This is a genomic window from bacterium, assembly GCA_035529855.1.
Classification (GTDB): Bacteria; RBG-13-66-14; B26-G2; order WVWN01; family WVWN01; genus WVWN01.
In genome coordinates this window covers 1-14,569 of record DATKVX010000007.1, presented here as the reverse complement: position 1 = coordinate 14,569, position 14,569 = coordinate 1, and the positions used below count along the sequence as shown (strand labels likewise).

Annotated in this window: 12 protein-coding genes; 11 read left to right on the top strand and 1 reads right to left on the bottom strand. The window is 61.9% G+C overall.

Translation table 11 applies throughout. The features are described 5' to 3' along the window. The first annotated feature begins 53 nt into the window (after positions 1-53). Positions 54-893 (top strand): class I SAM-dependent methyltransferase, encoded by an 840-nt coding sequence (locus tag VMX79_00625; GenBank protein HUV85600.1) that lies wholly within the window; start codon positions 54-56, stop codon positions 891-893. A gap of 236 nt (positions 894-1,129) precedes the next feature. Here VMX79_00625 and VMX79_00620 read toward each other — a convergent pair whose 3' ends face one another. Further along, positions 1,130-1,282, bottom strand: a complete 153-nt coding sequence (locus tag VMX79_00620; protein HUV85599.1) for a hypothetical protein — start codon at positions 1,280-1,282, stop codon at positions 1,130-1,132. Between VMX79_00620 and thrS the strand changes: the two genes are divergently transcribed. The 10 genes from thrS (at position 1,262) to VMX79_00570 (ending at position 14,397) form a co-directional block, all read left to right on the top strand. Further along, entirely contained in the window at positions 1,262-3,013 is a 1,752-nt protein-coding gene (gene thrS / locus VMX79_00615) for a threonine--tRNA ligase (protein HUV85598.1), read from the top strand. The genes VMX79_00620 and thrS overlap by 21 nt on opposite strands. A 3-nt stretch (positions 3,014-3,016) precedes the next feature. Continuing rightward, the gene (locus tag VMX79_00610; protein ID HUV85597.1) at positions 3,017-6,295 is read left to right on the top strand and encodes an AAA family ATPase; all 3,279 of its coding nucleotides are present in this window, start codon (positions 3,017-3,019) and stop codon (positions 6,293-6,295) included. A gap of 239 nt (positions 6,296-6,534) precedes the next feature. After that, positions 6,535-7,035 (top strand): roadblock/LC7 domain-containing protein, encoded by a 501-nt coding sequence (locus VMX79_00605; protein ID HUV85596.1) that lies wholly within the window; start codon positions 6,535-6,537, stop codon positions 7,033-7,035. Between the two features lie 31 nt (positions 7,036-7,066). Then, positions 7,067-7,660 (top strand): GTPase domain-containing protein, encoded by a 594-nt coding sequence (locus VMX79_00600; GenBank protein ID HUV85595.1) that lies wholly within the window; start codon positions 7,067-7,069, stop codon positions 7,658-7,660. Positions 7,661-7,739: 79 nt separating this feature from the next. After that, a complete protein-coding gene (locus tag VMX79_00595) occupies positions 7,740-8,804 on the top strand; it encodes a DUF4388 domain-containing protein (protein HUV85594.1) in 1,065 nt (354 codons plus the stop codon). 70 nt (positions 8,805-8,874) lie between these two features. Then, on the top strand, positions 8,875-10,848 hold the full coding sequence (locus VMX79_00590) for a UvrD-helicase domain-containing protein (protein HUV85593.1): 1,974 nt from the start codon (positions 8,875-8,877) through the stop codon (positions 10,846-10,848). A gap of 18 nt (positions 10,849-10,866) precedes the next feature. Beyond that, the gene (gatC, locus tag VMX79_00585; GenBank protein HUV85592.1) at positions 10,867-11,181 is read left to right on the top strand and encodes an Asp-tRNA(Asn)/Glu-tRNA(Gln) amidotransferase subunit GatC; all 315 of its coding nucleotides are present in this window, start codon (positions 10,867-10,869) and stop codon (positions 11,179-11,181) included. Then, complete coding sequence (locus tag VMX79_00580) at positions 11,178-12,299, top strand: kelch repeat-containing protein (GenBank protein ID HUV85591.1); 1,122 nt, start codon at positions 11,178-11,180, stop codon at positions 12,297-12,299. The genes gatC and VMX79_00580 overlap by 4 nt, the downstream gene beginning before the upstream one ends. Before the next feature lie 7 nt (positions 12,300-12,306). Next, complete coding sequence (gatA, locus tag VMX79_00575; protein HUV85590.1) at positions 12,307-13,737, top strand: Asp-tRNA(Asn)/Glu-tRNA(Gln) amidotransferase subunit GatA; 1,431 nt, start codon at positions 12,307-12,309, stop codon at positions 13,735-13,737. 63 nt (positions 13,738-13,800) lie between these two features. Further along, the gene (locus VMX79_00570) at positions 13,801-14,397 is read left to right on the top strand and encodes a hypothetical protein (protein HUV85589.1); all 597 of its coding nucleotides are present in this window, start codon (positions 13,801-13,803) and stop codon (positions 14,395-14,397) included. Positions 14,398-14,569: the final 172 nt, after the last annotated feature.

Sequence of the window (14,569 nt, the reverse complement as noted above, 5' to 3'; positions counted from 1 at the left end):
TCCACGCTCACAACTAGCTCGAGGGCGGTCTCGTGAACCCGGCGGCAAAAAAGATGACTTTCTGGGAGCGCCTGAAGCTTCCCGTAAATACCTTCCCGCTCAGGCACGAAATAATCAAAGCGAATATGTCGCTGAGCCGGGGAGATGCGGTGGCGGATATCGGCGTCGGCACCGGCTATTCGGCCTTCAATTTCGCCCCGGAGGTCCGGGAGATAGCCGGCATCGACGTAGCCGCGCCGGTAATCGAATTCTTGGAAAGCCTCCCGCGCGCGGGTAATGCCAAGTTTTACCAAGCGGACGTATGTGACACCGGCCATAAGGTGCTTAAACGGCTCGCCGGCAAATTCGACCGGGTTTACGCCGCCGACGTTCTCGAACACGTTCCGACGCCTTCGGCGTTCTTCCGGACCGTCGCTTCGTTATTAAATAAGAACGGCTCAGTTCTGGTCACCTTCCCCAACACCGTCGACCACGGCATAACGCACTTCCAAACGAAAACGGAGTTGAATCGACAAATCCTGGCGGCGGGCCTGCAGCCCTTGCGCTTCGAAATAATCGACCCCACGACGTGGTTGCGAATTATCTACGCGGTTTTTGTGAAACTCCCCTTAACCGTCCATCGGCGCCTTCGCCGGCGCCCGGGAGAAGTACGGCAAGGCGACGAACAGACCTTCGACGAGACGTACGCGTTTGCGTTTAACCGGCGGCAACCGTGGTACCGCGTCGTCATTAACTTTTATTTCGAAACGCTCATGGTAATAGCGAAAATATTCCCGCTCCTGAAAGCGACGCCGGCGCCGGAGGATATACTCGGCCGCCGGGTCCTTATCGTCGCGACGAAGGGAAATAAGGCCGCCGCGGATGTCGCGCCGGCGGGCGAACGGGGGATGTAATGAAATAGGGCCCAACGCCGGTTCGCCGTTTTGCCCCAACGATTAGCGGCAAAGGCGTAGTTTGCCCGGGCCGCGCCGCAACCGGCGGGAGATATGACATCTCGAGCCTTTAAACCCTTTCCGGTTGACTTGGAATCGCCAACTTTGCTAAAATAGCGCGAAAGGACCCTACAATCGCGGAGATCGAATTAAACGTCGAGGGCCTCGGGCCCGTAAAGGTCGAACGGGGAGCGACGCTACTCGAGGCAGCAGTGGCCGCGGGCGTCGAAGATGCGCTCGTCGCCCGCCGCGGCGACGCACTTGTGGACCTCACCGCCGCCGCCCGGCCCGGCGAGACGGTGGCGTTCCTTAGTTACGAAGACGAAGCGGTGCGGGAGGTATTCCGTCACACCGCGTCGCACATCCTCGCCCACGCGCTGACGGAACTCTACCCGGACGTAAAGTTGGCCATAGGGCCCGCTACGGCCGACGGGTTTTACTACGACTTCGACGCGTCGGCGACCGTGAGCGACGACGACCTCCCGAAAATAGAGGAGCGCATGCGACGTATCGCCGCGGCCGACGTCCCCATCGAACGGGAGGAGATGACCAAGGCCAAAGCCCGCAAGCTGTTCGCCGGCAACCCGTATAAACTCGAGCTCGTCGAGGAGATCCCGGATAAAAAAGTAATAGTATACCGACAGGGCGACTTCGCGGACCTGTGCCTGGGGCCCCACCTCCCCTCGAGCGGTTATATCAAAGCGCTGAACCTCACCGCGGTGGCGGGCGCGTATTGGCGCGGCGACGAACGCAACGACATGCTCACCCGCGTATACGGAACCGCCTACCGCAAACCGGAGGAGCTCGAGGTCCACCTGGCGCGGGTCGAGGAAGCTAAACGACGCGACCACCGGACGCTGGGCCGCGACCTCGGCATATTCTCCATCGCCGAGGAACGCGGCGCCGGCCTCGTCTATTGGCACCCCGACGGCGCGTTCGTCCGCGACCGCATCGAGACCTTCTGGAAAGAGGAACACCAAAAGCGCGGCTACCAACTCGTCATGACCCCCCACATCGCCCGCGCCCGGCTGTTCGAGATATCGGGCCACTTCCGCTACTTCCTCGATAAAATGTACACCTTCGAAGTCGACGGCATCCCGTACGTCCTCAAACCTATGAACTGCCCGATGCACGTCGCCATATATAAAACCCGCGTCCACTCCTACCGGGAACTCCCCATAAGGTACGCCGAGCTAGGGACCGTATACCGCAAAGAGCGCTCGGGTACCCTTCACGGCCTCCTGCGCGTCCGCGGTTTCACCCAGGACGACGGCCACATATTCTGCACCCCCGACCAATTAGTGGACGAATTGTGTGGGTGCGTGGACTTAGCCATATTCCTATTACACACTTTCGGCTTCACCTCGTACGACGTAGAGCTTTCCGCTCGGGACCCCGGCAAGCCGCAAGACTACGCCGGCACCGCCGAGGAATGGACCCGGGCCGAAGACGCTCTCGCCGAAACGCTCGAGCGCCTCGAGCTGCCCTATAACCGGATGGAAGGCGAGGCCATCTTCTACGGCCCGAAAATCGATTTCCAAATTTACGACGCACTGGGGCGGAAATGGCAGGGCCCCACCATACAATTCGACTTCAACCTGCCGCCCCGCTACGGCGTCAAGTACACGGGCCCGGACGGCGCCGACCACCAGTGCTATATGATCCACCGCGCTGTGTTGGGGTCGTTCGAGCGTTTCTTCGGGACGCTGCTCGAGCATTACGCCGGCGTCTTCCCGCCCTGGCTTGCGCCGGTTCAGGTGCGCATCATACCGGTGAACCCGGACTCCGTCCCGTACGCCGCCGAACTGGCGGCCGAAATGGAAAGCGCGGGTTTACGCGTCGGCGTAGACGAATCGGACGGCAAACTGACCGCGAAAATCCGGGCGGGCGAATTGGCCAAAGTGCCCTACCTCGCCGTCGTCGGTAAAAAAGAACGTGAAGCGGGAACGGTAGCGCTGCGCCGCCACGGCGGCGAGGACCTCGGCGCCGTCGACCTGGGCCGCCTTATCGAAGCCTTAAAGGAGGCGACCGCGAGGAAATCCGTCGCGCTCGAGCTCGTAGGAGGCGACGTTAATAAGTAGCACATGTCGGATACGTGCCCTAATTGCGGCCGGTACGTCGCTCAAGCTGCGGCCTTTTGCCCGAATTGCGGCGTTAAAACCGGCGAAGCATCAGAAGAAGCGGCCGCGGTTGCGGCCGAGCTCGCGGGGCTCGACGTACTGAGCCCTTCCCTCTCCCCCGACGTACTGGGGGAATTGACCGAAAAATTCCTGGCCGCTGCCGACGAAATCGCGTACGAACGCGGCGGTACCGTTATCCGCGGAGGCTCCTCCGCGGTCACCATCAAATTCCCCCATAACGTCGAGTCGCCCGCGGCCGCGGCGGCTTCATGTGCTCTGGTACTCCGGGACGTCACCCGCGGCCTTCTGGTGACGACTCCTAAAGAGCTGAGTACCAACGCGTACCTAACGGCGGGCGTCGACGCGTCCCCGAGGGACACCCGAGCCGGGGGCGAACCTGAAACTCCTCGCGTAAAGGCCGAACGGCTCCGAAGAAAAGCCGGTAAATGGGTCATCCTCGCCGGCGAAAACGTCTACGCCCGGACCGCCGGGGATTTCAAGTACGTCGCGGTCGGCTTCTATCAAGCGCGGGGGGGCAAAACGGCCGTAAAAATTTACGAATTGAAGGAAGACCGGCGGCACCTCACGTCGGCTCCGCCGATAGAAACGTCGCCGTTCACGCCGGTCGCCGGGTTCGAAGAAGCGATCGAGAATTCCCTCGCCGCGGTCCTCTCGAGGCGACAACGGCGGACTCTCTTCGTCACGGGCGCCGCCGGGACGGGGAAAACGACCTGGCTGGCGGCAGCGTGCCGTTTAGCCCGCGAAAAAGGCTTCCGGGTATACGCTTCGTCGTGTACGAACGGGCGCCGGTACCGGCCGTTCAGCCTCTGGGCGCCGATATGGCGCGAGGTGTTTGCCGACGTCGCCCCCGAAGCGCCGCCGGCGGAAGCGCCGGCCCGGGCGATACGACAAATCGACGGCCCGTCGGTCATCTGGGCGCCGTTATTCGCGCGAATCATGGGCTTCCGGCCCGAACTAAACCCGCACGTCGCGGACGCAGCACCCGAACTCAGACACCGACGGATTATTGAGGTTGCGGAAATTTTGACCGTACGGGCCGCCGCCGCAAAACCGACGGCCGTAATACTGGACGACCTCCACTTGGCCGACGCGTCGTCCCGGGCTCTACTCGGCGCGCTGCTGGCCGCCCCGGCGGAGGAACCGCTCGCACTCATAATGGCCAGCGAAACTCCCGACGAAACTTTTGGCCGGGCGGCGGACACCGTCCTACACACCAGGCCGTTCACAGAAGAAGAAGTAGCCGCCTTCGCCGGGAATTTCGCGGGAACGGGCGCCGAGGAAGACGCCGCGCTACTACACGCGGCCAGCAAGGGTCGCCCCGAAATCCTCGAGCAACTTTGGCTCGCGGCCCGCGAGAAGGGCGCCGTTAAAATCAAGACGTTGGCGACCGAAGGCGGCCTGGAACAACCCACGCTCGTAGCGCAACGTTTGCGAGATTTCGACAAACGTTGGCAACGCGCGACCGCCGCCTTAACGACACTCGGCATTCCCCTAACCGACGAAGAAGTGCGCGCCCTCGCGGCCGACGTCTTCGGCCCGGACGGTACCGCCGGCGAAGCGTGGCGATATAAGTTATACAAATCGCTTTTACTCCGACCTTCGCTAGGCGATAGGGAGTATCTTTGCGTCCCGCCCTATCTACGCGAAGCCGTGCTAGCCGCTACGGCGCCCACGCCGGAAAGCCGAATGGCCGCGGCGCAAACCGCGGCCGGTTTCCTGGCCGAACGTTACCCCGGGGAGCTATCGGCCCGCGCGACGCTCGAGTTAGCGGCCGGGAGGCCGGCGCGGGCGTACGACCTGGCCCGGGAAAACGCGAAACAAGCGCTTTGGCTGGGTTCACCCCACGACGCGGTGGCCCAACTAACGGCCGTTATACGCGAGTTAGAAAGGCAACAAACCGAAGACGACGTAAAACGAAAACTTTTACCGCGCCTATTTTTTGCCCGGGCGGAGGCTTTCTCCGAGGCCGGTTTGGCCGCCGCCGCCCTAAAAGACCTCGAAAAAATCGGCGCCGCGGAAGGCGAATTATCAGCGCGACGTTTTTATTCTCAAGGCCAGGTGTACCTGCGCCGCGGCTACTTCCGGGAAGCCGAAAGCTCGTTTATCGAAGCCTTACAGAGCGCCGCGCGTTCCGAAGAATACGACCTGGTCGCCGACGTTGAGCTGGCGCTAGCCGACCTTTTCCGCCAACGAGGAGACGTCGCCAAAGCAACGTACGAGCTCGAAAAATCGCTGAAGGCCGACCGCGCGCCGTCGCCGCGGGCTTACCGGTTGCTCGCCGAGCTCAAGTACCGAGCCGGGTACCTGACCGACGCCGTAAAGGCCGCGCGAAAATGCATATCTCTAACCGACGGCGCGCAAAAGCCGATTACCGCCGCGGAGATGGGGCTCTCGCTGGCGCCCGTTTTCTTTGAATACGGCCGAATATCGAACGCCCGCGGCTTAATCGCGGAGGCGCGCAACGCTTTCGGCGCCGTGGGCGATAAACGGCGGCTATGCGAAACGTATTTACTAGAAGGCGCGATCGACCAAGCGACCGAGGACCTGGCTACGAGCGAAACGGCGTTTGACGTAGCGCTGAGGTTGGCCGAAGAAGAAGGCTACGATCTATGCGGCGTTGAGGCCGCCCTCGGCCTTGCCGTAGCGTCCCTCCTCAAAAACGACTTGCGGGGTTACCGTCGTCTTCTGGTCAAAGCCAAGGAGGCGACGACGGAACCGGAGTCGCCAAAAGCGAGCCTCAACCTGCTCGAGGCTACGGCGGCGTACTACGTGAGTGAGGATTACGACGAGGCATATCGTCTAGCCGACGCCGCTTCCGCGGAATACCGGCGGACGGGCAACGCGTTCTTATACGGCGCCGCGGCGACCCTGGCCGCCCGGGCGGCGTTAGCGGCGGGCCAACCGGATAAAGGCCGCGAAGTCCTGGGGCGAACGGACATCGAGCGCCGCGCCCGAGAATCGAAAGTATTTTTCGCGTACTATTACCTGGCGGCGGGCGAGCTTTTGGACGCCGTAGGCGACGCCGGGCAGGCGCGGAAGCGCCTTATCGCCGCGGCCGCCGCGGCCCGGGAGTTAGGCCTTTGGCAACCTCGCGGCGAATGTTACTTAAACCTCGCCCGCATAGCCGCCCACGAAAACGAACGCGAGAAATATCGCCGGCGAGCGTTGTGGCTGCTCGATAGCAAAGGGGCGAGCCTTTTGGCAGCCAAGGCCGAAAGATAGACGGCCTCCAACGAACCGCGAATCGGAGCGAAGGCGGGCGTTGAGGAAGCGCGGAAAAGCAACCCTCCGAACGTGGGGCGAGGCTTTGACGTTTCTAGTAAAAAAATCTTGACTTGTTAGCCAATTTATATTTTAATGGAAAAAGTAAAGAAGCGTTATTTAAACTTAGGCCGGTTCGTCTTTTATATATAACCCACGCGCCGGCGTCGTCGTAAGTCGTCGTACGCGAGGTGAGGCTTATGCCCGGGATGGACCTCGTCCTTTTCGAAGAAGACTATACAAATATTAACGAGATATTGGCGACTCTCGTCCGCGAGACCAATTCTAAGTTCGCGCTATTGGTGGACCGCTCGGGGCAACTCGTCTCGAGCCAGGGCGATACCGAGAATATGGACTCGCTATCCTTCGCGTCGCTTTCCGCGGGCAATTACGCCGCGACCAGCGAACTCGCGAAAATCCTCGGCCAGGAAGAATTCTCCGTGCTCTTCCACCAAGGTACTAACGAATCAATACACTTATCCATAGTAGCCAAACGCGTTATCCTAGTCGTAGTCTTCGACAATAAAACTACGTTAGGGTTGGTTCGGCTAAGAGTCAAAAAGGCGGTAGAAGAACTCTCGGGTATATTTAACCGCATCTTCCAAAAAGTCGCCGAACGCGGCGCCGAAGCGTTTTCGCCGCTGGGAGACACCTTCACGAGCGTCGCCGAAAGCGAAATAGACAACCTCTTCAAAGATTAAAAGGTCCTTGCCCGCGGCCGGGGGCTCGGTTATGTCGCTAATAAATTATTCATCGCGCGAAATAAACTGCAAGATCGTCTACTACGGTTGCGGTCTCTGCGGCAAAACGACCAACCTCCTGTATATCCACGAGAAGCTCCCCCACGATATCAAGGGGAAAATGGTCTCGTTGGCCACCGATACCGACCGGACCCTCTTCTTCGATTTCTTACCGCTCGAGCTCGGAACGGTGAGCGGGTTCAAAACGCGCTTCCACCTCTATACCGTACCCGGCCAAGTCCACTACGACGCCTCGCGTAAACTCATCCTCAAAGGCGTGGACGGCCTCGTCTTCGTGGTAGACTCTCAGCGCAACCGCTTCGACGAAAATATAGAATCCTTCGAAAACATGAAAAAGAACCTCCAGCTTCAAGGGTACCGCCTCGAAAATATCCCGTACATATTCCAATACAATAAACGCGACTTACCGAACTGTTCGCCGGTGGAGCAACTCGAAGCCGCGCTCAACAATGACCAAGTACCCTGTTTCGAATCGATCGCGACTACCGGCATTGGCGTATTCGACTCCTTACGCGCGATCTCGAAGCTGGTTATCGCGCATCTGTCGCGCCAAACGGCCCGTTAATTAGTAACTCACTCGAGTCCCGGCGGCGGGCGGCGGTGCCCGGGTACTGTCGCGAGCCGCCGTTTTTCAAACCTAAGCTATGGGCCTCGACGGCAATTTAGAAGACTTCCCGCTCGCCGACGTCCTCCAGCTCATAAACATGGGCTCGCGGACCGGCCTCCTCGTAATAACCAAAAACGATAGCGCGGCCCGCATATGGTTCGAACGGGGGCAGGCCGTACACGCCGAAGTCGGCGAACTGGTCGGCGAAAAAGCCGTCTACGAAACCTTCAATTGGCGCGAGGGCCGGTTTACCTTCGACACGGACGCGACGACGGACCTGAAAACGATCGAGCTCGACTGCCAGAACCTGATCATGGAAGCCGTTCGCAGGCTCGACGAGTGGACCAAACTACGCAAAATTATCCCCAGCTCGCGCTACGCCGTTACTTTCTCCGCCGGCCCCGGCGATAAGGCCGGCAACATTACGCTCCAAGCCCACGAGTGGAAAGTATTATCCCTGGTCGACGGCGAACTCAGCGTATCGGAACTCGCGGAGAAAACCGGATTCTCGGAGCTTAAGACGACGCAAATTGTCCACGCTCTCATAGATTCCGGCTTACTCGAAGTCCACCCCCCGGAAAGCAAACCGGCTCCGCCTTCCGAAGAAAAGGCGCGGATTAAGAGCCTGCGCGAATTCCTCAAGGGCGTCGAACAACCCGGCGGTAAAGTTCGCGGCGAGGGTTTGGGGCCCGCCGCCAAAACCAACGTCGGCGTATTGGCCCTATTCATCAACTCGCTGCTCGATAACTTCGACAAACCCAACGGCCTGTACAACACCGTAAAACAAGACAAACCTTTGCGCGAACGGATAGCCGAGCAAGCCGAGCGTTACCCCCAGGTCGAGATAATCAAGTTTATCGACGACCGAGTCGACGTCACGGGCCTTGATAGCGACATCGAATCACTCGACGACCTGGGTAAGAAAAACCTTATCGTCGCCCTCGCCGAAGTCAAAGAACAGATATTGATAACCGCCGAGAAACAGACGAACAAGATCGCCGCCGCGCGGCGCCACAACAAGGTATTGGAACAAGTCTTCGGCCCCGACGGTACGCCGCAGAACATCGGCCTCGGCAGCATCCTCGAAAAGAAAACGCCTTAGCCGGGTAAAAGAAGTTGCACGCCGACGCGTAGCGCCCGCCAGGGCGATTTTTAAAGCCGATATAAAACCCTTGGCCAAAATCCGCTTAAACCCTTCCCAAGAGCGAGTCGTCGCCGCGCCCCCCGGGCCGATGGTCGTCGTAGCCGGCGCGGGTTCGGGCAAAACCCGCGTCATAACGGAACGCATTATCCGCCTTATATCGGACCGGGGCGTACCGGCGGCCGGCATCTTAGCGGTCACTTTCACGAATAAAGCCGCGCAGGAAATGCAGCGGCGCGTCGAAGCGGCGTTGGGATACCGGCCCGCCGCGACGGTCGGTACGTTCCACGCCACCGGCGCGCGTATACTACGCGCCGAAACGCGCTACACCGCCGGCCGCGCCGACCCCAACTTCGTCATCTTCGACGACGGCGACACCGAGGCCGCCATAAAGAAGATAGCCGACAAGTGGGCGCTCCCCGCCGAGCAGTTCCATTATAAGCGGCTGGCCGCGGCGGTCGAGGCCGCCAAACGCGAACTGGTCCCGGCCGAGGACTACCCTCGCTCCGACGCCTACCGCGAGACCGTGGCCGACGTCTACGCCGCCTACCAAAATCTCCTTCGCGAGAACAACGCCTACGACTTCGGCGACCTTTTAATGGAGTTGGCCTTTCTCTTCCGCCGCGAGCGCGACGTCCTGGCGCGGTGGCAAGGGCGCTTCCAGCATATCCTCGTCGACGAGTACCAGGATACGAACTACGCCCAGTACGAGCTGCTCCGGCTCCTGGGTGAGAAATACCGCCGGATCTGCGTCGTGGGAGACCCGGACCAGTCGATATACCGGTGGCGCGGCGCCGATATAACGAACTTCCAACGGTTCGCCCGGGATTTCCCCGACGCGCGCTTCTACACCCTGGAACAAAACTACCGCTCCCACCAGAGCGTCCTCGACGCGGCCAACGCCCTCATCAGGTTCAATACGCAAAACCGCTACGCCAAAGAGCTGTGGAGCGACCGCCCGGCGGAAGCGAAGCCGGCCATCGTCCAATGCTACGACGAACGACACGAGGCGCTCCGCGTCGCCTACGCCGTCGAGGACGCGCGCGCCAACCACGGCCTGGAATACCGCGACTGCGCCGTGCTCTACCGCGTGAACGCCCAATCTCGCGTCTTCGAGGAAGTGCTGGCCAAAGCCGGCGTGCCGTTTCAGATCGTCGGCGGCACCCGCTTTTACGGACGCCGCGAAGTTAAAGACGCGCTCGCCTACCTTCGTTTAATACACAACGCCAACGACGCCTTGGCCTTCGCCCGCGTCGTTAACGTACCCGCGCGCGGCGTGGGCGCCGCGTCTTCCAGAATAATCGAGGACAACCGACGCGGACGCCCCCCGCTAAAGGCCGTCGCGGACGAGGCCCTCCTGGCGCAACTCCCGGCCCGCGCCGCTACCGGCCTCCGCCGCTTCGTAGGGTTAATAAACGAGCTGGCCGCCGAAGCCGACGCCAAACCTCCCAGCGAAATCCTCGCCGCCGCCGTCGAAAGGAGCGGCTATCTGGCCTGGCTCGCCGAGCAAGAGGAGATAAAGGGGGAAGCGCGCGCCGAAAACGTGAGGGAATTAATTAACGCCGCGGCCGAATTCGAGACCGAGCACCCGCAGGCGACGTTGGCCGAGTTCATGGAGGCCGTCGCGCTGGTGAGCGACGTCGACAGCTACGACCCCGACGCCGACCGCGTGTCGCTGATGACGCTGCATACCGCCAAGGGGCTGGAGTTCGGCGCCGTCTTCATCGTCGGCGTCGAGGAACGCCTCCTTCCCCACGCCAACTCGCTCGCCGACGCCGCGGAGCTCGAAGAAGAACGTCGACTCTGTTACGTCGGCGTTACGCGCGCCAAGGACCTCTTGTACCTGTCTTTCGCCGGAACGCGGAGCGTCGCCGGCGTCACGGAACCGCGCGAGCGGTCGCGCTTTCTCCGCGAAATCGGCGACGGCTACTTGACCGAGCTCGAGCCTTTGGACGTCGACGACGTAATCCAATACGAACCGTGGGGCCGCCGCGGCCGCCCCTAAAACGCCCGGGGAAACTATATGGACGCGGAAGAAGAGAGAATCAAAACCATCCGGCGTATGATTCGGGAAGCGTACCTGGCGCTCCCGGGCGAAGAAGAGGAAAACCTGGCGCGCGAGGTCACCGGCCTACTCGAAAATGTGGAGATATTGGCCGCGCTGGACGTTGAGGAGGGCCCGCCGCCGCCGGCCTTGGAACCGTCGGAATTACGGCCCGACGAGGTGCGGCCGTCGCTCCCCGTCGACGACGCGCTCGCGAACGCGCCCGAGGGCCACGACGGCTTCGTCGCCGTACCCAAAGTGTTGGCGCCCGAAGAAAAGGGCGATAAAAAATGAAAACCAGTCTTCTCGCCATAATCGCCGCGCTCGCCGTCTTCTCCGCCTGCACCGCGCCCGAGAAAGGCGAGCCGACGGCGGAGACGGCCGCCGAGCCGGAAGAAGCCCCCGTCATAGAGACGCTTAAAGCGCCGACCGCCGCCGCGGATATAAAATGGGAAGAGTGGGCGGCCGTGGGGGCGGCCGACGCGAGGCTGGATTGGTTGGCGGGTATCGCCGAAAGCCGCGGCGCGTTGTATCTCGTCGGCACGCGCGCGTTAAAACGCGCCGCCGGCCCGGGCCCGCGAGCCGAGATCGTATTTATTAAGGTGACTCCCGACGGCCTCGACGAAGTCGCCGCCTACCCGAGTTATTTCGGCGAACGCGCCGGCGCCGCCGTAACCGCGGGCCCGGGGGACCGAGTGTGGTTCGTCGGCGGGATGTACACGCCGCCGCCCATAAAGCTGGCCCCCGAAGGCCAGTTGGACTTCGCCGAACTGAGCACGCCCGTCGGCGACGTATATACCTGGGCCCCGGCGACGAAGGAGCTCAAGCTGGAGGCCTTTTTACCCGTACCGCGCGGCGACGCCGCGGCCTTTTTCGCCGACGGCGAGTTATACGTCGTCGGCGGCAGGTACGACCCGGCGGACCCGGCCGACGACAACAACCGCCAAATACACCGCTATAACCCGCGCGACGGCCTGTGGACCAAACTACACGACCTCCCGGTACCGCTCGCTCGAGCCACCGCGGCCGTGGCCCGGGGAGGCCTGTACGTAATAGGCGGCACGCAGCTCAAACCGGCATACGTCACCAACGCCGTCCGTCGGTACGACCTCATCGTGTACAAATGGCAAACGATGTCGCAGCTCCCGGCACCGCGCGCCGGCGCCGGCGCGTTCGCCGTCGGCGATTATATATACGTCGTAGGCGGCTGCGAAGCCGAAGCCCTCGGCTCGCCCCCGCGGATGGCCCAAAAATCGTACCGCTACGACTTGAACGAAAAAAGGTGGGAGGAACTCCCCTCCCCCCTTCCGGAAGGGTGTTCGCTGGCAACGTACGACGGCTCGTACTTCTACCTGGTAGCCCCTCATAAGACTTACCGCGGCCGCATCGTGCGCGCCAAAGGCCGGCGTTAAATTAACTATGGATTTGATAAACGTTACGGCGTCTGAAATCGCGGCCAAGGTGCGCGCGGGCGAACTTCCCCCGGGCGAGGTGGCCGACGCCTTCCGCCGCCGCGTCGACGCGCACGACGCCGCCGTCGGCGCGTTCCTTTGCTTGAACGGCCGCGAAGCTCCCGCGGCCGCGGACGGCCTTTTGGCAGGCGTCCCCGTCGCCGTCAAAGACAACATCTGTACGGACTGGCTGGCTACCACCGCGGCCTCGCGTATCATAGAAAACTACCGGCCGCCGTACAACGCGACCGTCGTCGATAGGTTGTTGGAGGCCGGCGCCTACGTCATCGGCAAGACGAACCTCGACGAATTCGCGATGGGCTCCTCCACCGAATACTCCGCCTTCTTCCCCACTAAAAACCCCCGCGACCTAACGCGGGCCCCGGGGGGTTCCAGCGGCGGCTCCGCGGCGGCGGTCTGCGCCGGCTTCGCGCCGCTCGCGCTGGGCTCCGATACCGGCGGCTCCATCCGCCAACCGGCGGCGATGTGCGGCGTCGTCGGCCTTAAACCAACCTACGGCCGCGTCCCGCGCTACGGCCTAATCGCCTTCGCGCCGTCGTTCGACCAAATCGGCCCGCTGGCCCGCAACGTTAAGGATGCCGCGTCGCTGTTACAAGTCATCGCCGGCCACGACCCTCGCGAGGCGACGTCCAGCCGTCGCGACGTCCCCGACTACGTCGCCGGCCTCGAGCGCGACCACGGCGCTTTTCGGGTGGGTTTAATAAAAGAATTCTTCGGCGACGACGTCGCCCCGGGCATCAAGGCCGCGATTGAGAACGCCCTCCGCAAATTGGAATCGATAGGCCACGTCGTGGAGCGGGCCGCCATACCCAGCGCCTCCTGGGCGCTGCCCACGTACTTCGTAACCGCCTGCGCGGAAACCTACTCCAACCTCGCCCGCTACCAGGCCGTGTTGTTCGGGCCCCGGGCCGACGGCTACGACGGCCCGGCCGATATGGTGGCCAAGGCCCGCGCCCGCGGCTTCGGCGGCGAGGTCCGGCGGCGGCTGGCCGCCGGCGCGTACGTGTTGTCCATCGGTTACCGCGACCGCTATTACGCCAAAGCGCAGACGGTCCGCCAACACATGCGGGTACAGTTCGCCGCGGCGTTCGAGCGGTTCGACTTCCTCGTATCCCCGGTGTCGCCTTTCACCGCGTTCAAGCTGAATACGCGCAACCTCGACCCCCAGCTAATGTATTTGGCCGATATCTTTACGGGCCTGGCGAACCTGGTCGGCCTCCCCGCGCTCTCGATGCCGTGCGGCTTCGACGAAGAAGGGTTGCCCGTGGGCATACACGTCATGTCGCGGCCCTGGGACGAGGAGCGTCTGCTGGCGCTGGGCCACCGCCTGGAGCTCGAGCTGGCGCTGCCTCAAGACGCCGTAACGCCGGCAGCGTAAAACGCGGCCGAGCGATATGTAACAGGGCCGGGCCGCCGCTACGAATACGGGGGTGATTTAAGGATGAAAAAGAAAAAGGGGTCATTTACGCGCTTTCTACTACCGGCGCTCTTTGGGGGAGTATTAATTACCGCCGGCTGCGGCGACGAGGACGCTGCGCCGACCGAAGCCGGGCCCTACGACGCGACCGAGCCCAAATACGTCCTTGCCAACGTCGAACTCGCCTTCAACCGCGGCGACGTTAACCTTCTGAGCGATTGCCTCGCCGGCGAATTCAAATTCTTCTTCGACGTTGACGATATCGGCCAAAAAATCGACGGCTATACCATCCCGGCGTCGTGGGCCCGAGACGAATTCCTCGCGGCCGCCGACAACATGTTTGCGGAGACCCGGGATATATCGTTAACCGACCACTGGCGCGAGATCGGAACGCCGGCGCCCGGCGAAACCTCATTTCAGGCCGCCGACGTCCCGTTAGAAATCGTGGTCGTGGTCGACGCGGGCAACGGGTACGCTTTCGACGACGGGACGTGCGACTACGAGTTCGAGAAAGAGCCGACGCGGATTTGGCACCTCGCCAAGTGGCGGGACCGCAGCCGCGAATGCGGGTGTCTCGGGCCGGCAACTTTCGGCCGTATATTGGCCCGCTATCATCCGTAAACGCGCCGCCCCGCGGACAATACGCTTGACATTGTAGAGTAAAGGGACATGGTACCCACCAGGATATGGTAAAGTTGAGTTGGATAAACCGCTCGACTTTCGCCAAAATCCGGAGGTGGCGTACCGATGTCCCGACTAAAGTATAAGGATATATGTGGAGGAGAGCAACGGA